The organism is Reinekea sp., from assembly GCF_046710285.1.
GTDB lineage: Bacteria > Pseudomonadota > Gammaproteobacteria > Pseudomonadales > Natronospirillaceae > Reinekea.
Genome location: NZ_JBKEGY010000023.1, coordinates 1 through 21,926, shown reverse-complemented (window position 1 = coordinate 21,926; position 21,926 = coordinate 1). Strand labels below are relative to the sequence as shown.

Below are 21,926 nucleotides of genomic sequence, written 5' to 3'. Positions count from 1 at the left end.
ATACCACGAGTTTTAGGGTTTATGAACGGTTTATAGCTTAGACCGTGAGGGCTACCTCAGTTCCTTGCTTAATTGCACGCTTAGCATCCAATTCTGCAGCAACATCGGCACCACCAATAAGGTGAACGTCAACGCCTTTGCCTTCGAGAGTATCGGCAAGTTGACGCATGGGCTCTTGCCCGGCACAAACAATAATATTATCGACATCAAGTACCTGCGCCTCATCCCCGACTAGAATATGCAGCCCTTGCTCATCAATTTTCTGATAAGTGACACCAGGTACCATTTTGACTAGCTTATTTTTCAGTGCTGTACGATGAATCCAACCAGTCGTCTTGCCTAATTTAGCGCCAACTTTAGACGTTTTACGCTGCAATAAAGTCACCTCTCGAGCAGGAGGCGTAATTTCTGGCTTAACTAAGCCACCCGGCACCGATACGTTAATATCAACACCCCATTCAGATAAAAACTCTTCCTTGGTCTGGGTGTGCTCTGGGTTGTCATGCACGAGGTACTCAGCGACGTCAAAACCAATACCGCCAGCCCCAATAATGGCTACTTTTTTGCCAACTGGCTTATGATCACGCAGTACGTCTAAATAGTTCATCACTTTAGGTGAATCGGCACCTTCTAGCTCTAGCTGTCTTGGTGAAATGCCTGTGGCAACCAATACCGTATCAAACTGCCCAATAAGATCATCAGCTGTGACACGCTTGTTCAAGGTAACCGTCACACCGACTTCCGGTAAACGGTTTGAAAAGTAGCGTAAGGTCTCTTCAAATTCTTCTTTACCCGGTATCTGCATGGCAATCTTAAACTGGCCACCAATGCTGTCACTGGCTTCAAACAAGGTGACTTCATGACCACGTTCTGCGGCAGTCACCGCTGCGGCCATACCAGCAGGTCCGGCGCCAATCACCGCAACTTTTTTAAGCGTATCGGCTTTGGATTTAACTAACTTGGTTTCATTAGCCGCGTATGGGTTAACTAAGCAAGAAACTTCGCCACCAACAAACACATGATCTAAACAGGCTTGGTTGCAGCCAATACAGGTATTAATGGAGTCTGACTTACCAGCAGCCGCTTTGTTAACAAAATCGGCATCGGCTAGGAATGGCCGTGCCATTGAGACCATGTCTGCATTGCCATCAGCAATGACTTGCTCGCCCACTTCTGGGGTATTGATACGGTTAGTGGTAATTAATGGGATAGATAAGTGCTCTTTCATTCGCTTAGTCACTTCTACGAAAGCCGCACGTGGCACACTGGTGGCTATCGTAGGGATACGAGCTTCATGCCAACCAATACCGGTGTTTATGAGCGTTGCGCCGGCTTTTTCGATGGCCTTACCTAGCTGAACAACCTCTTCCCAAGTAGAACCCTCTTCGACTAAATCAAGCATCGACAATCGATAAATGATAATAAAATCATCACCAACAGCCGCACGTATTTTAGTCACGACTTCAATGGGTAACTTAATACGGTTTTCGTAACTGCCACCCCAACCGTCAGTTCGGTGGTTAGTACGTTTACAAATAAACTGGTTTAAGAAGTAGCCTTCTGAGCCCATCACTTCCACTCCATCGTAGCCAGCTTGTTTCGCTAAGGTGGCACAGGTAACAAAGTCGTCAATTTGCTTTTGAATACCGGCTTCATCAAGTTCTTTGGGCTTGAACGGGTTTATCGGCGCTTGTATTGCAGAAGGCGCAACCAAGCTAGGATTATAGGCATAGCGGCCAGTGTGCAGTATTTGCATACAAATAATAGCGCCAGCAACTTCATGTACGGCGTCGGTTACTATTTTGTGTTGGGCGACTTCCTTCTCGTTCACTAAAACAGCACCGCCTTGAACTCCAACACCTTCTGTATTGGGGCCAATACCGCCTGTAACGATTAAACCCACTCCGCCTTCTGCACGCGCTTTAAAGTAAGCAGCCTGACGTTCAAAGCCTTGTGGTCGTTCTTCAAGGCCCGTATGCATGGAGCCCATTAACACGCGGTTGCGTAATTTGGTGAAGCCTAGATCGAGAGGCGCCAATAAATGAGGGAAATGAGCGTTAGCCATGTGGATTCCTTTTTTATGTTTATCAAATACAAAATGAGCTAAAAGTAATTGTTGACCAGATTAATCAAATTGCCATACTGCAACAATACCCCCAACTAACAATTGAGTACCTTTAGATGACAATCACACTGGGTGACATTTCTATCCGCTACGTACACCACCTGCTAAACACAGCGGAAGATAACGGTATAAATACCACAGTCATCGCTGAGCAGTTTTTACTCACCCCAGTCAAACTGCAAACGCCCTATAGCCGTATAAGCATTCCGCGCTTTATGCGCTTAGGTGAAAGAATCATGAGCCAAGCCGAACAACCTGATTTAGGCTTAAAATGTGGGCAATCTATTCACTTAAGTGAGCTAGGTTTGACCGGCTATTTAGCCGCCAATGCCAGCAGCCTAAGCCAAGCATTGGTTGATATTGCCTATTACGAAAAGCTTAGCAGTCAAAACTTGCGCGGTCACTCTTCTGTCAGTATCAGTGAAACACAGGTTAAATTCTTGTTTTACAGCATTAGCCCATACAATAATTATAATTACTTTATTGTCGATCTCGCATTGCGTGGCACCCTTAACTTTATCAATGAGTTAAACCAACAGGCCATTGCCCCAGAGCGAGTCAATTTTGAATTCCCCGCGCCTAGCTATGTCGCACTTTACGCTAATTACTTTCAAGTTCCGGTATATTTTAACCAGCCGGAAAACTCGGTCATTTACCGTAAGAAAGACTTAAGCCCTGCTCCTCACCGAGCCAACCCAATCACCTATTTAGAAGTTAAAGCTGAATGTGACAAACGTTTCAATGAACTCAACCCTAATGATTCATTTGTTGAGCAGGTCATGAATGAAATAGGCCCCCTGTTAACCGCACAAAAACCGTCAATGGAACAAGTGGCGCATAACATAGGGATGCCGCCGTGGACATTACGAAGAAGGCTCAAAGAAGAACAGGTACGCTTTAAAGACTTAATAGATGAAACACGAAAGTCTCTGGCCAGTATTTACACCAAAGACCCGCAGTATTCATTAGAGGAGATTTCATTTTTAGTGGGGTTTTCAAACCCGACGGCGTTCCATCGGGCATTTAAACGCTGGTTCGGTTGCACCGCCACGCAGTACCGGCAACAACTGAACCGACAAGACTAACCGCGAATTTGACGAACGCGGAACGAACGCCCTTTTAACTTACCTTCGGATAACTTAGCTAACGCCTGCTTAGCAGCCGATTTTTTAACAGCAACATAGGCAGAATTATCAAACATTTGAATTTTACCAATGTCATCACCACTGATACCTTGGCCACCTGTTAGCGCGCCAACAATATCGCCTGGACGAACCTTTTGCTTTTTACCGCCGTCTATTTGAATGGTCGCCATCGGTGGTTTTACCGGTGTTTCATCTAAAAACTTAATGTCTGGCAACGGTGTTGGGTCTGAAATTGGGTCTATATCTAACGGCATCTGCGCAACGCGATGGCTTTCTTTTTCTTCAAATAAAGAAATAGCCAAGCCTTTATTGCCCGCACGGCCAGTTCGGCCAATACGGTGAACATGCACTTCAGGGTCACGTGATAGTTGGAAGTTAATGACTGCATCTAAAGAATCTATATCTAGGCCGCGTGCTGCAACATCGGTAGCGACCAAAATAGACGCACTCTTGTTAGCAAAACGAACCAAAACTTGATCGCGTTGACGCTGCTCTAAATCACCGTGCAATGCTAAGGCTGAAAAGCCTTCTGAAGCTAAGTAATCTGCAACATCATCAACATCGCGCTTCATATTACAAAACACCACCGTTGATTCAGGTGCAAAGCGCTTTAGCAATAAATTCAGCGCCTCTAAACGATGCTCGTAATCTTCTACCTTATAAAATTGCTGCTCAATAGAGTCATGAGTATGGGTGCTTTCTACCTTAACCATCAGAGGATCAACCATTACCCGAGTCGCGATACGCTTAATTTGATCTGGGAAGGTGGCACTGAACAGCAAGGTTTGACGTGATTCAGGTACGTAATCTAATATTTTATCGAGCGCTTCTTGAAAGCCCATATCTAACATACGATCGGCTTCATCAAGTACCAAGGTTTCAACATTTTCGAGCTTCAAGGTACCTTTACGAACGTGCTCTTCAACGCGACCCGGAGTACCGACAATAATATGCGCGCCATGCTCCAATGACCCTACTTGTGGCCCAAAGGGCATACCGCCACACAAGGTTAATACTTTAATATTATGGGTAGTACGCGCTAAGCGACGAATCTCTTTCGCCACCTGATCGGCCAGCTCACGTGTTGGGCACAATACTAACGACTGAATGCGAAAACGCTTAACATTGAGCTTTTCAAGCAAGCCCAAGCCAAAAGCAACCGTTTTACCACTGCCAGTTTGACCCTGGGCAATAACATCTCGGCCAGCCAATACGCTCGGTAAGCTTTCCTGTTGAATGGGCGTCATCTCGGTAAACCCCAAAGATTCAAGGTTTTCGAAGAGTTCGGGCTTAAGAGATAACGAAGAGAATGACGATTTATTCAAAGGAATGCCTGCAAAATAGGGAGATAAAGCAGGCATTTTACCAGACTATTTACGCGATTGTTTTATCAATGTGGCGTATTCGGTGGTTTTATGTAAAAGAAAGCTGGGCCGTGCCGTCAAGCTAGTGGCACAGAGCTAGTTGTTGCCAACGGTGCCGGCTTTGATGGTAATTTTATCTGCCACTATATCGATATTCGGACCTGACAACGTCAAGTTACCCGACCGATCTATTTCAATACTGCCATCGCCTTGAGATATGCTAATAGCGCCAGCCGCATTCAATTCAATATTAGTGCCCGCTTCCACTTGGAAGTTACCATCCATTACCTGAAAGCTCGCATCACCTGATACTATTTGTTGTTGTAAACCTTCGGCTGCATGCAATAAAAACTCTCCATCGGCGTTCAACTCAACATTACCTTCTAAGCTTTGCCAACGTAAATCTGCTTTGGCGTTTATGGAAATAGATTCATTTGATTGTAAGTTGATATCGCCCTGCTGCGTCATAAAAGTCGCTGATCCACCAATTTCTGCACGGTAACTTTCACCAACGCTTAGTAAAAAGTCAGCCCCTGAGCTGGCCTGTATTTCGGTACCCGCCACGATTCTTACATCGCCTTCAGTTGACGTTAACGCGGCCTGATGAGCATCTTGTTGTGCACTTAACAGCAAACTGTTTTTTTGCTCAGGGGTTGATAGCCTTATAGTCTCTGCGCTCGGCGTATCGTCAAATTTTAATTCGTGACCGCTTCGTGTACGAATAATATTATCCATCGGGTTTTTGTTGGTTACTGGGCTTGGATTAACGTCATTCATCAATGCACCCAGAATTATTGGCCGATCAATATCACCATTAACAAATGAAACAACAACATCGGTGTCTGGTACCAATGGAAATGCCATACCATGGTCTTGGCCGCCAAAAGTCTGTAATTGACTAACAGCCTTACTGCCTTGCCCTGAGCCTGATGCATCGAAAGAAAAGCGTATTTGATATCGACCTTCATTATCAACGTCAGATATTATACGAGCCGTTAATGAAGCGGCAAAATTTTCATTTGAAACATACTTAGGATTAAAAATCACCCCGCACGGCAAAACCGACACCACACTGGTGAATTCTTGATATTGACCATCACTATTGTTTGCAGCTCCTCGTTGACTTCCCATAAACGAAACTGATTTAACGAAATACTCTCCGGAGCACTCTGGGTGATGTGTTAGCTTGACGATCATTCCTGGTCGTAGGTTACGGGCATTGGTTTTAAGGGTCAGCTGCTGAGTTAAACTTGAGTGACTTTCAAAATACGCATTCGCTCGCTTTTTTGCAGTGGTGTTATCTGGGCTGTTATTTCCCCAAATATTATCAACCAACAAGTCTTCTTTTGCTTGGTTTGACTCACCTAATACCCAGCTTGAACTTTGATCATTGTAGTCACTTAGCCGAATCTGGTTTAAACCTTGCTGCTGACGCACCGTTACCGAATGTGCATATTCACGATCTACCGCCACTCCACGGCTAGTTAAAAATGGTAACACAACGACTGAATCACCTTGTGGCAAATTGGCAGCATCGTCGACAATTGTCATTGTGTTTCCTTCAGATAAATGTGCCACACTTAACATGAGCCCTTCTTTAGCCAAGACGCGCCGTATAAAATGCCAATCAGATTCTTGATACTGCACAGTCATGTCGGCTACATGCTGCTGCGCAACATTTACGCTCAATTCGCTTGCTAGGTGTACACCGTCAGATATTAAACCTTGGGCAATTTCAATACAGGTTTTTCCGACAAAAACTCGACTGTGTTTTTCTATACAAAAATGATGATAAGGCTCAACCAGCTCAAGTTTAAATCGAGAACCGCCTTTGTGACGTCCACTGTGACGGACACTGATAACTTTTCCATAAATATAGGAACGTTCAGTTTGTACAATAAGTGCCAGCTTTGCTAACTGACCTAACAGTGCTCTACCGTCGCTGACAGTTGATGATATAATTTCAATATTGAGTTGATATTGAATATCATCTATCTCAAAACCATAGCCATCTACTTTTTCTACAATGAAGTCCGATTGTCCATCAATTTCTATTGAATACTGACTTTCATTAGCTAAACCTAGGTTATTAGTAGCACGATTAAGTTGCGCAAATGTTTGAGCCATATTGTTAGATCCTTCTAGTTAAATTTAGGCTGACTGCGCTAGAGCTGGTGACTGTCGATCAGAGAAAATACATTCGAGATTTCCATCTGAAATAACGAGACTTAAGATATCCGGTATATCTTCATCTGCGACGAATTGTAAGAGGCTATTGGCAACGTTTGGCATTACATTACGTTCAATTAACTGACTTACATAGCGTGCTCCAGCTGAGTTTAATTCACACTGCTCAACAATATTATCAATCACTACATCCGAAACTCTAAAAGTCATCTCATATTGCTCCTTCAACCGAGTCGCAATTTTATCGAGTTTCAAAGTTACAATGGTAGATAAGCTTTCTTTTTGCAGACTGTTAAAAGGTATCGTAGTAATTCGACCTAACAACGCTGGTGCAAAATGATCCTCTAAACTGGGTCGTATCAGTTCAACCAGTTCAGTTAAGCTAGGTTGCGACCAAGGCTCAGCAATCACTTCTGGTACTTCTAAATTGTTGGCATTTAATTCCATTGAGTCATTCTTGAATCTTTCTTGTATCGCTGCTGAGCCCAAATTTGACGTCATTAAAATGAGTGAATGACTGAAATCGATAATGCGACCTTCACCATCACGCATAAACCCTTTATCGAAAACCTGATAAAACATATTCATGACATCTGTATGTGCTTTTTCGACTTCATCGAGCAAAACAACTGAATAAGGTCGATTACGGATAGCTTCAGTAAGCACCCCTCCCTGTCCATAGCCAACATAACCAGGAGGAGCCCCTTTAAGCTGAGAAGCGGCGTGTGCCTCTTGGTACTCACTCATGTTAATGGTGACCAAAGCATTGTCACTGCCAAAAAGATGTTCCGCAATAGCTCGAGCAGTTTCAGTTTTCCCCACTCCACTTGGCCCAGATAATAAAAAGCACCCCACTGGTCCTTCATTTAAACTGAGGCCTGCTTTTGCAGAACGAAGTGCTTGCCCTATAGCTGCAAGTGCTTGAGTCTGGCCGACTACCTTTTGAGAAATAACCGACTCGAAACTTATCACGGCTTGGTGATCATCTTTGCTCATTCGACCTACTGGAACACCGGTCCAGTCTGCGACTACATCTGCAATGGCTAATTCATTCACCTCGGGCTGAACGTAGGGCTTTTGCTGCTGCAGCTTGGCAAGCTTTTCACGTAACTCTCGGTTGTGTTTAAGATTATTTTCAACTGCAACCGAACTAATTTCACCAACACTAATGCTCTTCTTAATAGCCTCTACTAGCTCAAACTCACCTAGCCATTGATCTGTGGTTTGTTCTATTTCAGACATACATTGATCTAGTTCAATGTTGAGCGTTTCTAATAACGAACTATTTGTTCTTAGACCAGATTTTTCCTCGGACTTAATTTGTGTCAGACGTGTTGTTAAATACTGTTGACGTTCTTGAAGCATTTCTAATAAGGCCGGCTTTACGTGCTGGTCCATGGTTATGCGGGCTGCGGCTGTATCAATTAGATCAATCGCTTTGTCGGGTAAATATCGCCCATTAATGTATCGTTTAGAGAGTTTTACGGCAGCCTCGATCGCTGCATCAGTGATGACAACATTGTGATGTTTTTGATAACTTTCTTTAAGGCTACTTAACATGAGCATTGCAGACTCGGTGTCGGGCTCTTCGACCTGAACTTTTTGAAAGCGTCTTGCCAAGGCTGGGTCACGTTCGAAATATTTTTTGTACTCGCTAAAAGTGGTTGCCGCAATGGTTCTTAATTCACCACGCGCTAATGCTGGTTTCAAGAGATTGGCGGCATCACTTAGTCCTGCATCTCCGCCAGCGCCAACAAGTGTGTGCGCTTCATCAATAAAAAGCATAACGGGTACGGGCGACAGTGTGACATCTTCAATTACTTGCTTTAGTCGCCTTTCAAACTCGCCCTTAACACCCGCGCCTGCTTGCAATAGCCCCATGTCTAGTACACAAATTTGAATATCCTTCAACTGTTCGGGTACCGTTCCTTCAGCTACTTTTAGAGCTAACCCCTCAACAATGGCAGTTTTACCAACACCAGGTTCGCCAACTAAGATAGGGTTGTTTTTACGACGCCGACATAAAATATCTATCGACATTCTTACCTCTTCTGAACGGCCCGTTATGGCATCAAGCTCACCCTTCAAAGCCTTTTCAGTTAGATTAAGTGTGAATTGTTCGAGTGCGCTAGAACGCTCCGTACCTGATGCCTTTGAGTACTCTGTACTATTTGATAATAGATTTTGTTCACTAGAGTCACGGACAATATGTTCTCGCTGCGCCCTCAGTTCCACTAAATTAATTCTCATTAGTGAATTAAATGCGGCCAGCTCACTAGACTGTGAACTCAATTCAACCACGGCTTCTAATATAAGGCCTGAGTCAATTTCATTTTGGTTGTAATGCAATGCGCCGAGTACACAAGCTTTTTCTAGCACCCTGTACAAAGAATTTGAAATACAGGGTTTGTCATGGCCCCCTGATCTTAAATTGTTAATCGCTTCAATTAAGTCGTACCAAAGCTGATCTTGGCTTACAGAGAAGCCAGTCAAAACAGCGTCTAAATTGTAAAGCCCTTCTACCTCAAGAAGCTTTAATACTAGATGCTCTGGCGTTACTTGGTACTGACCTCTAGAAGAGGCAAACCCCACAGCCTGCTCTAATGCCTGACCGCAATGCCCATTTAGTTTTTGAAGTAATATCTTTAGAGACTGATTATCCATATCATTATCCTTATGCGACTTCATCCATGTCACTCAAATTAAATTGTTTCTCGTTTAGTACTAGGGTTTGTTGGTCTAATTTTTGGCCTAGAATCGTATGCATAGCCAGTGAGCTATTGTCTCCGCCTAAACACCAATCTTTGGCGGCACCAAATTCAACTGTCATGTTAATGTCAAAGATACAAGTGTCGGGTAAAAACTGCTTAACCATTCGCGCCAATGATGTCCCATATTTACCACCTGCAAAAAAATGATAAGCACTCTCTTCTGGCAATACGCCTAAATTGACTATAATTTTTTGACCCGATACGGCTAAGCGCCCGCCTAAGAGCGTGTCACCGCCCAATTCAAAGTGTCCATTGAGAATGGGCGTCTCTTGTAAATCGACCCAACTCACAGCATTGGCGTCAATTTTTAAATCAACTAAGGGGAACCTAGCTTTTAATAAGCTCTCTAAACTACTTAAGTTGCGCTTTGCGCCTAAAAAGCTACCGCCAACCTGATCACTACTTTTATCTTGCCAATTAAGCGCACCGATATTTCGCAACATCGTGGTATAGTTATCGTGTTTATCGTTTCTAAAAAACTGCCCCTTCAACCAACCTTGATGTAAAAGGTTGTAGAGCTTTTGATTAAATATATCTAAAAAGGCTTGAAGCGCATTATTCGAACTGGCCACTGCATCAATATCTTCAATAAAGTACTGCGGTAAAGGGCTATCAACACCATACAGGCCCATAAACCGTACTATTAGCTCAAATTGATCATTTGTTTCGCTTAGTCTTTTAATATCTGCCGCAGGGAACGCAAGGCTGGTATCGGGTCGAATTTTGAGAGAAAACTTACTTTTACTACTACCTGCTTGACTCTGTTCTAAGACATAAAGTAGTTGATGAAAATCAAACTCATAGGCCTTTTTTAGCGCCTTATCGACTATATTTAATGGTTGAGAGGCTAAGGTTTCCATACCCATTCCTTATAACTAGGGATCAGCGTGACCTTCGTTTGGGTTACCTGGTTTAGATCACTTAAGGCAGTAAAAAAAGCATGTAATACCGATGCAAAAAGGTAACAGTCAGACTCGCTGCTAAAGTACTTTTCATTTAGCTGTAAACAGAGTTCTTGGCCTTGAAATAAAATACCACGGTTAAATCGCTGGAAATGTTCTAAACTAACTTTTTCAATTGACTGTATCTTTCTTTTATTCTCAATTTGATCACTCCAATCAAAGAGTGATAACAATCGTTGAAGCTTTTCCGATGAGTCAATCATACTTAGCTGTAACGTTAGAAGTGATATGAGCTGCCATTGAAAATCATGATGACTAGGCACCTGAAAAGACTTAGTCGGCCTGACAATATTATAAACTTGAATTTCTTTAGGAATAGCTGAAACCGTTTGAGCAATTGAATTAACATCCATATATCTTCGCGGATACTGGCCATTAGTTAGTTTAATTTCTGTAGATAAAACTTCTGGATTAAATGGTAGCGCCGAGCTTACGGATATATAGGTAACAGGTGATTCCGCAACAGAGACGCTATGGCGAGATGAAAAGCTTCTTGCCCCTTTATCTTGGTAGTGCATAGCGTAGATAGGATTGTATTCATAATTCTGACCCGTTACTTGATCTCTACTGGTTAAACGTTCGACCGAATAAACCTGGTAGCAATCGCCATCATTAATTTCTGTTTTTAACAAGAACTCACTTCTACTGTGATCAATCCTTATTGCTTGCGCATCTGCGCTGACAAGGTTTACAACGGGAGTACAATTAATATGTATGTTGTCTGATGTCAAATTAGTATCTACTGGGAGTGGCAAATTCGAGCTTACTTTCAATTCTATATTGTTGTCATTGTCGTTTAAAAAACGCTGTCTATCACAATTTATTGAAAAAAATAAGAACCGCTCTCTGGCGCAAAAGTAATCATGCAATATACTAAAAGCTGCATGTTCACGACCATCATTTGGCAATATATTATGCTTAGCGTCAATGTGGTTAGCATCAAATGACACCATTATTTTTCCTGAAACACTATCTTGCTGAAAAACGCCTTTAGTAGAGTGATCACTTAGCAGTTGAAACAAAGCATAAGATACTGGCCAATCAGCATGCAGATAAAGCTCTAGGGCAGAAAAGTCTATTTCAGACCATGATGCATTGGATGATTTGGTGAAACTAATTTTAATCTCCGTGGCCGAACTGGTCCCTGCATAGTTCGTAACACTTGTAATAATAAGAGGCTGTATAGCAACTGAATTCGTCGTACTATAGTGACATTCGATTTTCTTTGGCCCAGTATTGACTGCCTTTAGTACCTGCTGGTCTGCAAGGCTTACAGCCTTTGGGGCGTATGCATTAAGCTTATATTCGACTATAGACGTCGATGGATACGCTCGTATCAAAGAACCACATAACTGCTCAAGCACAGACCCGCTGATCTCTGGAATGCAATCATCAATTCTTTGTCTTATTTGCCCTGTTAAAAAGGCAACACCCTCTAACAAGCGTTCTACATATGGGTCTCGGTCTTTAACTGAGTTTAAATTTAGCAACCCTGCTTGCTCGGGATACGATTTAGAAAAAGACTCGCCAATTTCAGTTAATGACCGCATTTCAGAGTCAAAATAGTCTTTAAAATTTTGCATAATTAGCCCTAAACCATATTAGGTTTTGTTACGTCCATTTTCAGATTACTTTTAAATAGGGTTTGAAAGCGCACATAACCGGCTTCGCCTAGCTGACCACTAATTTCCATTCTAACTACGCACCGTTTAATGTCTCTCGCCATAGGGGTAACTCTGACGTTTTGTAAACGTGGTTCATATTTTTCAATCACCAACTTTACAGAATACGCAATGTCTTGCTCTGAATAGGGTAATTCACGATAGAGTGAATCAAGATTCGGCAAACCATAATCTGGTAAATGGCCTAGCACACCCTGACGAGCGTTAAGTATCCGTTGGAGTGAATCATGAATACTTATTAATAAGTCCTCATGAGAGGGGAAATTGGCGAGTAAACGCCCATCTTTATATTGACCTGATAATACTTCATACAACGCATGCACGATTGAATCCTTTCAAAATGCAAAAACGACGCGCACAACTGCGCGCCGATTAATATCATTACCGACCTTCTACCCAGGAATCGGAAAACTCTATATTGCCGTCTAAATACGACCATGTGATTTTTTGATAGCGTAAAGAAACAGTTTCTAAATGAGGGTAACGCTCCTTATCTAAATCTTTCACGTTCAACATCGAAGGACTAACGGTGGTAATACGTACCCCTTCAAGTGTATGACGGAAATACTCTACTTCAGTGCCTGTATCGTCAATTTTATACCAGCTTAATACCACCTTTGATAAGGTCTGTCCGTTACTACAGGCTTTGTACAAATAAGGGGTTGCTGCATCATAAGCTTTCGTAATAATTAAAGGCTCGTGCTTGCGAGTGCCTGTTAACTCGCCAGAGTCTGCATCAGTTGGAATTCGAAGTTCATGATCAAAGGCTAAAACCTCCACAGAACCTTCTCGACCTGATACATTTACTGACCCTATGATCTCGTTTCCTTGATCATCGGTGATCCACATATAAGCTGGAATCGCCATCTACTATCTCCTTGTTTATTTAAGTTTTTATGACGTTGCGCATAAAATGCGACTCTCAATAGTGTGAACATAACGTCGATGAGAATTGGTTGTTTTTAGCGGTAGACTAAAAGATTAACTACCATTACCCGGCATCTGAGACACCATAGAAAGGCGAACATCGACCCCCTCTACCTGAAAATGAGGTTGAACATACATACTGACCGAATAGAAACCGGGGTTATCCGAGGCTTCGGAAACAACGACCTGACCATCTTTCAACGGGTGCGATGCTGCTAGTTCTGGCTCTGGATTATTCATTTTAGTGACAAGACTTTGCAGCCAGGCGTTCAGTTCACTTTCTAAGTCTAAACGAGACTTCAAAGAACCAATATTTTCACGCTGAAGAACCTTTAAATATTGAGCTAGTTTCGAAACCAGCAAAATATAGGGGAGCCGTGAGTTAATTCGAGCATTTGCTGTTGCTTCATCGGTGTCATATTCGGTTGGTTTCTGGACAGAATTAGCAGAAAAAAAGCAAGCATAATCACTATTTTTGTAATAGCTCAATGGTATAAAGCCATGATCAGCGAATTCCAATTCCTTGGTTTCTGAGATTAAAACCTCTGTTGGAATTTTCGCTTCAGTACCGCGTCCAGATTCATAATAGTGTACCGGTAAGCCTTCTAATTTACCGCCCGCTTCTGGACCCCGCACATTTACGGTCCAGCCATTTTTCTGCTGGCTTCTCGCCATATTGGCAGCAAACGCAAAGGCTGAGTTACCCCAACAATAACGGTCGTGTTGTTCGCCACGAACCGCTTCTTCGTAATTAAAGCTTCGTACTGGGTTGTTTTCACCATAGGGAAGCCTCAATAAAAATCTTGGGAACACCATGCCCACGTACCGAGAATCTTCTGATTCTCTAAAGCTTTTCCAGCGTAAAAACTCAGCACGATCCATATAAGAAGATATATCCTGAATTTTCGGAATTTCTTCAATATTATCTTTGCCAAAAAACTGCGGTCCAATTGCACTAATAAAAGGACAATGGGCGGCGGCAGATACCTTTGAAATCTCCGTCAATAGCTCAATATCTGGGGCTGTACGATCAAATTCATAGTTTGCAATAATGGCCGTTATCGGTTCACCGCCAGGAGTATCATATTCTTGGGTGTAGACGTGGTCATAAAAACCAGACTGTGTCGTATCTGCAGACTCTTCAAAATCTTCGCGCAGGTCTTCTTTAGTGACATCAAGCAGCTCTATTTTGCTGTTTGCTTTAAAGTCTGTTCGATCAACTAGGAATTTTAGACCACGCCAAGATGACTCAATTACTTGAAAAGAAGGATGGTGTAATATGCTATCAAGTTGAGAAGAGATGGTTTGGTCAATCTTGGAGATATAATCATCTAATAGATTTTTATCAATGCGATCAATTTGTTGTCCTGACTCTAGGGCCACATCGAAAAACACCTGCAACGCTGCTGTAATTCGTGCATTTTGTTCAACATCACCCATACTTTTTGCATCTTGAAAGCTATCTAACTGTATTTTTCCTGCTATTGGTGACATATCGACCATGTCGCAAAGACGTTCATAAAGAGATGAACTCTCTTCTAGTTCGCTAATATCTTGTTTTTCGATTGCCTGCGCTTCCATATACTGCTCCCTAATTTCTCTATTCCGTTAGATTTTTTTGCTTATTGGCATGTTCTACTAATGCAGCCAACTCGTTTTTTAGGCTAGTAAGATCAGAGTCAGTCTTTAAAATGCGTTCAACTTCTTTGCGCAGTACACTGTTATCTAGTAGGTTAGACTTCAGATCTTTGAGAAGATTGCGCATAGCTAGTAACGAACGTACTTCCGGTATTTGTGAAGCAACTCGCTCTGGATGAAAGTCTTTAAATTTATTGAATTCCAAATTGACTTTAATTTCTGAGCCATCGTTGGAGATTTTGTTATCAACCGAGAAATTAGCTTCTGGCGATAAGTCAGACATGACCTGTTCTAGATTGTTTGAGGTAATGCTGATGCGCTGGCGCTCTGATACATCTCCCGATGTTTTACCATTGCTAAAGTCGCCTGTTACAAGCATCTTCAGAGGTAGTTCTTTTTTAACTTGCGCCCCGCCTGTTTCTAAATCTAACGAAATATTAACACGCGCTCGTGGTATTTCATTTTGAAAACTTTCACCCATTTCTCAAACTCCTTTTTATTTAGTGGGAAATCCAATAAAATATTCCATTACTTAACGATTTAACAATACCAATAATTCTATTTTATTTTTTAAAATATCTCTTACCTAATTAATTCATTTTTTATGACGGCAATCACAAGTTCATAAATTAGTTCACGAAAACCATTTAATCGCTGAGGCTACGTTTAAATTGCAAACGCTTGATTTAATCGCTTCCATTTCGGTGATCGTCTTATTTTTGTCTACGACGTCATTCTTAGCCAACCTATCTTTTTTGAGTCGATAGAGTAATCTCCAAACTGTTATACAAAAATTTGGGTTCACTAGCGGCAAGTTTAAGTTACGCATGGTTATATCAATCTCAATTAAAATCGAATAGGCGAAATTAGATTTGCCATCTTCAATTAATATATTTGCTCTACTAAAACAAACTTGAATACGATCAAACTCATTTTTAACTGGATATTGTTCTAACCAAGTGAGAGCTTCTGTAAGACCTTGATCATGATAAATATCACTAGCGTCTATCGGTTCTTGGTCGACCGTAAGAAGGTTGACCTGAACTTTTTCATCAATATTTATTAGCTTGTCGATCCAGTCTTGTGTGCCGGCCGATATAAATGGTTCTCCATTGTTAAAAGCCAGTTTAGACAGGTTGGGGATTTTTTCGTTCAATGCAATCAAATGAAGGGTAATTTGCCTACTAGCAGAAGTATATCCTGCCTTTTCAGCGCTTACTGATGCCAGCCTCTGCAGTTCCATACAAAAAAGTCCACCAGGTGATAAAAATAAGTCTTCTGCGGCCAAAAAAGCTTTTAGGTAGTTACCATTGGAAATATTATCTCTTATCGCATCCAACTTATTATTATCGATTGCTGGCAGCGCTGTAAGCCCTTGATTATTCGACGGTTCGTTAAGTTCAGACCAAAGCAATGTTCTAGCTAACCCTACAGACTGCGCATAATTGCCTTGGTCTTTACTGTAGCGTATAGCTAATCGAATCTGACTTTGAAACTCGCCATTGGACGTTGGCAGGCCTGTCGATTTTTGAATGTCATGACTATTGGTTTCTGGATAGGATAATTTATTACTATCTACGTCATCAGGTATTTTATCGCTTAATGGTTTTTTTTCGATTTGAACCGGCGTTAAGCTATTTAAGTGTTTTTTTAGCTCTGGCCATGAGACGGAGGCCTTTATTAGATCAGAGACCGCATTTAAATAGTTATCAAATAAGCCCATATACTCGAGACACTGGGCGTCATCGACACCCAATACTCTCTCTTTTACAAAAACCATAGTCTTTGGCTGATGAAACCATGCGATTGCACTACGACGAGCCTTGTCAGATCGCGGGTGCAGGTCATTGCCATAGGTTCTAATTAACTGCTGCATCAAATCAATCGACTTCACCAATCCCGGCATGCCTTCTTGCTTACTTAATGCAAGCCCTAAATAGGCACAGACTCTTAGGTCTTTAGCCTGGTTAGTCAGGATGAACTCAGATAAATGTATTATTTTGAAATAGTCTACATTATTCGTTTTGCCGATCTCACTTTTGAGAGATGAAAACTCCTCTCCGTAGCGTGGATCGTTTCCCACCGCATTGTCAGGATTTATCGGCTCTAGCAGTGATGACATCACATTATATCCCTATGCTGAGTTATCTTTTTTCCGTTTGTCGAACAGGTGCCTTAGTGCCACAGCTAATTCTAATGAACTATGGTCTTCTAAGGCGTCTATCACTTTTTCAAATTCATTCCGGCCAACACTATTTTTGTCATGACTCTGCTCGGCCATATGGTCAGAAATAAGGTCTTTAGGGGGAGTTGAGCTTTTAACATCTAGACACTCAATTAATGTGCTTTCTGTTAATGGACGTGTTAGTAAAAACATCGTTGTTGTGTTGGTTGGTATTACAATATCTGGACGCCAATTTCCTTTTGGCATTATGGAAGCGATCAATTGCAGCCAGAACAAGCATACCTCACTACGACACTTCGATATCGGGATAGGTAAACCAATTCCGTTAAATCTTGTCGACTGGCCTGATGTCGAAAACTGGAATATCTGCTCCATCGAAAACATCAATATAGAAACCCAGTCAGATTTAAAATCTTCAATCATCAAATTTCGAAATTGGAAACATGAAAAATTCGCCAATTTCTCCATTGATCGTTGTGAACTATATCGATAACTGCGTTGAGAGGTGTCTTCACTATTCTCATCAGATAGTGCGTTCAGATGCGCTGCCTCGATTACAGCATTTAAATTGCCATCATTAATTCCGTGCAGACGAATGACCTCATCGGCCAAAAAAAATAGGCTATTGGGTCTGAAGTAGTACTCTGGATCACAGAGCCGTGCAAATACCATAAACGGATATAGTCGTCCCACACTATCCTGAGAAGGTAAAACGGACACAAATAGTCCTTGTCGATTGTCTCCCCCAGCTAAACATACTAGGCACCCTTTAAAGCAGACCTCATCGACACTTTTGTTTCTAACGCTTCTACTATAATAGCCTACAAATATACGCTCAAACTCAGTAACTTCTCGGTAATTAGCATTCAGTGAAATAAAATCTGCTTCAAAGCTAACCTTGCCCAAATAGCCAATTTTTAGTGGAGGCTCTAAATAGTCATGATTTGTTGAATCATGTTTTGTAGAAAAACCAAACATGTCTCAACCTTTAAATAAATTTTTAGGAAGACCTAAGCCAGTCAGCATTTTTGGGTTTAGTAAACTACCCACTCTGTCAGCTTTTAAATGGAACTTACCAACTAGCGGCCGACCAAGGTCGCTTTCTACAACCCAGTGCATAGAAAATTCTGTTCCTTGGATATGTGTCACCTGGGCAGATTGAATTAAGCGTGCAAAAGCCCACGGACCTTGAAATTGAACTTCGTAATTTTGCTGTGCGCCATTCGAACGCAAACTAAGTTCAGCCCTATGGCTTTCATTAAGTGACCAATTGAACTCGCGCCATTCTTGCGGTTCATTTCTATAGTGATAGTTATTATCATCGACCATTATTGTTGATTCACTAATACCAGGTACCGCTATAGGATATATCCAAACCTTTAACTGTGCCGATTCAGCATCTCGATACAAACTATTAGTAGCCCGACTCGCATTTTCAAGTGCGACAAATATAGAGGAATCAAAGTTCATACCATAACCTAGCCAGGTTTTTGAGCGCCATTGTGTGCCCTGCTGGATAATGAATTCATTTAGGTCAGAATCTAAAAATGCCCAAAGCTGCCCCTCTTTCGGCTTCATCATTGCGTCGAAATCAATAACGGCGGCATCATCACCCTTACTGCTAAACGGGTATTTACCTTTCAAAGTTTCGCTATAGCTGCTGTAAACCTTATTGTTCCAGCTGTTTTGCACCGACTTTTCGCTAGATTCTAGTAACGTTTGCCAAGAGGCTATAATTGGTTGAGTAAATGCTCTTTTCACAATGTTATTTTCCGCGGGGCTTAGCGTTTCAAGCTGGTTTTTAACGTTGATCCAAGCAGTATAGAGTTTTTTATCTTGAGACTTACCCGAAAGTATCTCTCCTACATACTCTCTTGCCATAGCGTTCTTATTCGCCGCGACTGCAATAAACTCTAAATCACTAAAGACTGTTTCCATTTCACTACGATAATTTTCAAAAACATCTATTTTACCATTACCATCAGCGTCTTTTACAATGTCAATAAGATCCTGTGCTGCTAGCGAGAACTCAGCGACCAAGGGAACATCATACATAGGTACAGTGAGCTCTGTTTTTCCGGTTGTAGATGAACCAATTTCGATAGTAACTTCATGTATGGATAAGTTATCTTTTAAGGCTATAAAGAGATTAGCAAGCGGACCTGTAGGATCAGATATTTCTCTAACATTATTGATGTTATCAGCCAAGTTACTGTGTTTAACCGAGCTGGTTAGTGTAATTAACGAACGCCATTGTTTTGCGTAGTCTGTGAAGTATCGTTGCCGTATCTGTTGTCGAATTTGTGCCTGAAAGCGTTTTTGCTGAATTTCATCGCTGCTGCTGCGCTCCATTCCCAGTACCCAATCGCCTAAACTTGCTTTTTCACTCAATTCATCAATAGCCGCACTAACATGGGTAGTCCAAGCCGCTTTGGTATAGACACCAGCGATAACCGTTTGGGAAATTAGTACATTATCACTAGTTCCCTGGGTAATATCTGACAGTGACTTTTCTGAGTAGCGTTCAATCGCGCCCTCTATCAAATGTTGATATAGTAAATCGGCATTTGGGGGTGTCGATAAATGACTTTGCGCTAAATGAGCTAATTGAATGCCATGGTTCCAGTAATTATCTTGGCTTTCATCTTTAGTCTCGAAGTTAAATTCGAGATATAAAGACACAAGTTTGCGTATTGTTTCTATTTGTTGATCATAAGACAGCAACAGCCTGTCATCTGTAAAACTTTGAAACCAAAAATCTGCTAAGTGATCAGTAGCGAAATTTCTTTGATAATAATTCCGATGGGATGTCAATTCTAGGTATAATGCTAACGCGTTATAATATTTACTTCTCATCGCGTTACGCTCGCCTAACCCTAAGCTGGGCCACTCGTCATTGTATGTCATAATCTGATTAAAAAAGTAAGGTTCAACCTGACCAGACATGTAGCTGTCCACTGTAGAAACAAGCAGGTCTCTCATAGGTTCACCATGAGTGCCTAATAAGTCATAACGAGTAATAAGGTGCATTGGCGAATAAGTCTCAATGTTGGCCAATGATTCATAGTGATTAAATAATCCAACTAAGGCATCAAACTTTTCTAATTCACTACTGCTATTGCTTTCTAACCTTTCTATTAACATGACTGCTTTCTTTTCATAGCTAGCCAATAGTCCCTTGTTAGCGGTATAGGTCGCAGACAATGCAAGAGCAATGATAACAACCATCACAGTAAAGCCTGATAAAACAGCAGCCTTAGCGATTCGGTGGAAATTTTGACGTTTTCGATTACCGCGAAGCGCATCCTTTAACGGAAATACGACTTGGGTAAAAAAATCTCTAATAAAATAGGATCGCGGCTGATTCTTGCTAGTTAAGACTTTACTCTTTACTTTCAAGAAGACGTCTCTAATGGAGTTTGATTTTCGTTCTAGTAAATCACCTTCTTGCATGGAGCTGGTAAAATATACGCCTCCGAACCAAGGTCTTTCATGATATGGGCTGTCTTTTACCAGCAGGGTTAAAAACTCAATTAGCTTATGAGATGCTGCGTTGAACTGACTTGGAAATTGATATATTTCTGATTTCGTTTGACTACTTTGAGCCATTGACATTTTTTGGGTACGCTGCTCAAGCAATCGAAAATACAAAGATTGAATACCGGCTTTAAACACCGTTACCGCATCGACCGCCTTATTTTCAGTATCCTCAAGCATATAGACGCCCCAGGGCTGCGAAACTTCTTGATCACTCAAGTCTTCAAAGAAAGATTCAAAGCCTTTTAGCAGATCGCATTTAGTGATCACCAAATAAATTGGCACCATCAACCCCAAAAGCTGACTAATTTCGTGAAGCCTATTTTTAATATGTTTTAAATGCTGCTCAGCCTCTTCATTACTATTGATCAGTAACTCATCGAGCGGAAACGTTAATATCACGCCATTTACAGGTGCTTTTGGACGGTTTTTCTTGAGCGTGGACAGAAATTCCAACCACTCACCGTTATCTTTATCATTGGAGTAACGGCCTGCAGTATCAATCAAAATAGCTTGATCGGAGAACCACCAATCACAATCCTTGGTTCCACCAATACCTTCAAGATGGTAACGCTTATCATCGTTTAGGGGGAAGCTCAAACCTGATCGAGAGAAAAAGGTACTTTTACCTGCCGCTGAAGGGCCGATAATCATATACCATGGGAGGGCATATAATGCAGAATTGCCTCGATAACGGCTACCTAAGTCAGAACGCTTTAACGACATCATTACATCGTCTAGTTTTTTCTGCATAGAACTGTCAGTTTTTGCTTTAAGGCCTGTTTCTAAGGAGTTATTTTTTTTCGCTAGATAGATTCTTCGCGCTAAAAGCCAACCTAGAAAGCTGAGAACAATTAGCGCTATTAACCAGAGCCTGCTTGAAACTGCGGTTAATCCAATAAAACGACCACCAAACCACACTAGAATAACTACAGCCAACACACCTGCCGACAAGCCTGTAAAAAAATTGGCAACAATAGGTATTAACTTTCCAACGAACTGTTTCATTTTAATCCTTCAAATATGATTCAAAACCAGAAAAGCTCGGAGCCTGTAGAACCGATATAGAATGAGCACTTTCAGATATAGCTTGTTGAGTTTGTGAGCCATAGTTCAGTACAAGCATCATTAAAACTGCACTGCCAATTGCCACCATCACCCAATACGGTTGCCTACCCACTAACTGATAAGTAATCTTATTCTCTGGTGCACTATCATCGGCCAATTTCCTTTCGACCGTTCCAATCTGCTGATCTAGCTCAACTTGTAAATTGTTCATAACAGCCTGAAGCTTTTCATAACCATCTAGCCGGTATTGCCCCTGAAACCCAAATTGCAAAACACTGTAATAGAGTTGAATTACTGCTAGATTACTTTTAAAGTCCTGTTTATGCTGTTCAAGC

15 protein-coding genes are annotated in these 21,926 nt (G+C 41.6%); 1 reads left to right on the top strand and 14 read right to left on the bottom strand.

What is annotated here, in order from left to right:
* Positions 1 to 37: 37 nt before the first annotated feature.
* Positions 38 to 2,065 (bottom strand): FAD-dependent oxidoreductase, encoded by a 2,028-nt coding sequence (locus ACI882_RS14340; RefSeq protein ID WP_411744987.1) that lies wholly within the window; start codon positions 2,063 to 2,065, stop codon positions 38 to 40.
* A 116-nt stretch (positions 2,066 to 2,181) separates the two neighbouring features.
* On the opposite strand from ACI882_RS14340, the gene ACI882_RS14335 reads away from it, so the two are divergent.
* Entirely contained in the window at positions 2,182 to 3,210 is a 1,029-nt protein-coding gene (locus tag ACI882_RS14335; protein ID WP_411744988.1) for an AraC family transcriptional regulator, read from the top strand.
* Here the strand turns inward: ACI882_RS14335 and dbpA are convergent.
* From dbpA to ACI882_RS14270, 13 genes are all read right to left on the bottom strand, one after another.
* Positions 3,207 to 4,631, bottom strand: coding sequence for an ATP-dependent RNA helicase DbpA (gene dbpA / locus ACI882_RS14330; protein ID WP_411744989.1), 1,425 nt, complete (start codon positions 4,629 to 4,631; stop codon positions 3,207 to 3,209). The two genes, ACI882_RS14335 and dbpA, sit on opposite strands and share 4 nt — an antisense overlap.
* A gap of 99 nt (positions 4,632 to 4,730) precedes the next feature.
* Positions 4,731 to 6,761 carry a type VI secretion system Vgr family protein gene (locus ACI882_RS14325; protein ID WP_411744990.1) on the bottom strand — a complete coding sequence of 677 codons (2,031 nt, stop codon included), beginning with the start codon at positions 6,759 to 6,761 and terminating at the stop codon, positions 4,731 to 4,733.
* A gap of 24 nt (positions 6,762 to 6,785) precedes the next feature.
* Entirely contained in the window at positions 6,786 to 9,485 is a 2,700-nt protein-coding gene (tssH, locus tag ACI882_RS14320) for a type VI secretion system ATPase TssH (protein ID WP_411744991.1), read from the bottom strand.
* A 10-nt stretch (positions 9,486 to 9,495) separates the two neighbouring features.
* Positions 9,496 to 10,452 (bottom strand): type VI secretion system baseplate subunit TssG, encoded by a 957-nt coding sequence (locus tag ACI882_RS14315; RefSeq protein WP_411744992.1) that lies wholly within the window; start codon positions 10,450 to 10,452, stop codon positions 9,496 to 9,498.
* Positions 10,440 to 12,137: a type VI secretion system baseplate subunit TssF gene (gene tssF / locus ACI882_RS14310; protein ID WP_411746906.1), complete on the bottom strand. Its 1,698-nt coding sequence runs from the start codon at positions 12,135 to 12,137 to the stop codon at positions 10,440 to 10,442. Before tssF ends, ACI882_RS14315 begins: the two co-directional genes overlap by 13 nt.
* Before the next feature lie 8 nt (positions 12,138 to 12,145).
* Complete coding sequence (gene tssE / locus ACI882_RS14305) at positions 12,146 to 12,559, bottom strand: type VI secretion system baseplate subunit TssE (protein WP_411746907.1); 414 nt, start codon at positions 12,557 to 12,559, stop codon at positions 12,146 to 12,148.
* A gap of 58 nt (positions 12,560 to 12,617) precedes the next feature.
* On the bottom strand, positions 12,618 to 13,103 hold the full coding sequence (locus ACI882_RS14300; protein WP_411746908.1) for an Hcp family type VI secretion system effector: 486 nt from the start codon (positions 13,101 to 13,103) through the stop codon (positions 12,618 to 12,620).
* A 114-nt stretch (positions 13,104 to 13,217) separates the two neighbouring features.
* A complete protein-coding gene (tssC, locus tag ACI882_RS14295) occupies positions 13,218 to 14,744 on the bottom strand; it encodes a type VI secretion system contractile sheath large subunit (protein ID WP_411746909.1) in 1,527 nt (508 codons plus the stop codon).
* A gap of 19 nt (positions 14,745 to 14,763) precedes the next feature.
* Positions 14,764 to 15,282 carry a type VI secretion system contractile sheath small subunit gene (tssB, locus tag ACI882_RS14290; RefSeq protein ID WP_411746910.1) on the bottom strand — a complete coding sequence of 173 codons (519 nt, stop codon included), beginning with the start codon at positions 15,280 to 15,282 and terminating at the stop codon, positions 14,764 to 14,766.
* A 153-nt stretch (positions 15,283 to 15,435) separates the two neighbouring features.
* Positions 15,436 to 16,923, bottom strand: coding sequence for a TssA family type VI secretion system protein (locus ACI882_RS14285; protein ID WP_411746742.1), 1,488 nt, complete (start codon positions 16,921 to 16,923; stop codon positions 15,436 to 15,438).
* A gap of 12 nt (positions 16,924 to 16,935) precedes the next feature.
* A complete protein-coding gene (locus ACI882_RS14280; protein ID WP_411746743.1) occupies positions 16,936 to 17,964 on the bottom strand; it encodes a hypothetical protein in 1,029 nt (342 codons plus the stop codon).
* 3 nt (positions 17,965 to 17,967) lie between these two features.
* Complete coding sequence (gene tssM / locus ACI882_RS14275) at positions 17,968 to 21,531, bottom strand: type VI secretion system membrane subunit TssM (RefSeq protein WP_411746744.1); 3,564 nt, start codon at positions 21,529 to 21,531, stop codon at positions 17,968 to 17,970.
* A gap of 1 nt (position 21,532) precedes the next feature.
* Positions 21,533 to 21,926, bottom strand: a 394-nt coding sequence (locus ACI882_RS14270; protein WP_411748517.1) for a DotU family type IV/VI secretion system protein, incomplete at its 5' end; no start/stop codon positions are given.

Excerpts from the sequence above, each read along its gene's own strand:
- tssM (WP_411746744.1), bottom strand. The coding sequence starts at position 21,531 with ATGAAACAGTTCGTTGGAAAGTTAATACCTATTGTTGCCAATTTTTTT.
- ACI882_RS14300 (WP_411746908.1), bottom strand. The coding sequence starts at position 13,103 with ATGGCGATTCCAGCTTATATGTGGATCACCGATGATCAAGGAAACGAG.
- tssH (WP_411744991.1), bottom strand. The coding sequence starts at position 9,485 with ATGGATAATCAGTCTCTAAAGATATTACTTCAAAAACTAAATGGGCAT.
- ACI882_RS14340 (WP_411744987.1), bottom strand. The coding sequence starts at position 2,065 with ATGGCTAACGCTCATTTCCCTCATTTATTGGCGCCTCTCGATCTAGGC.
- tssB (WP_411746910.1), bottom strand. The coding sequence starts at position 15,282 with ATGGGTGAAAGTTTTCAAAATGAAATACCACGAGCGCGTGTTAATATT.
- tssF (WP_411746906.1), bottom strand. The coding sequence starts at position 12,137 with ATGCAAAATTTTAAAGACTATTTTGACTCTGAAATGCGGTCATTAACT.
- ACI882_RS14280 (WP_411746743.1), bottom strand. The coding sequence starts at position 17,964 with ATGTTTGGTTTTTCTACAAAACATGATTCAACAAATCATGACTATTTA.
- ACI882_RS14285 (WP_411746742.1), bottom strand. The coding sequence starts at position 16,923 with ATGTCATCACTGCTAGAGCCGATAAATCCTGACAATGCGGTGGGAAAC.
- dbpA (WP_411744989.1), bottom strand. The coding sequence starts at position 4,631 with ATGCCTGCTTTATCTCCCTATTTTGCAGGCATTCCTTTGAATAAATCG.
- ACI882_RS14335 (WP_411744988.1), top strand. The coding sequence starts at position 2,182 with ATGACAATCACACTGGGTGACATTTCTATCCGCTACGTACACCACCTG.
- ACI882_RS14325 (WP_411744990.1), bottom strand. The coding sequence starts at position 6,761 with ATGGCTCAAACATTTGCGCAACTTAATCGTGCTACTAATAACCTAGGT.
- tssC (WP_411746909.1), bottom strand. The coding sequence starts at position 14,744 with ATGGAAGCGCAGGCAATCGAAAAACAAGATATTAGCGAACTAGAAGAG.
- ACI882_RS14315 (WP_411744992.1), bottom strand. The coding sequence starts at position 10,452 with ATGGAAACCTTAGCCTCTCAACCATTAAATATAGTCGATAAGGCGCTA.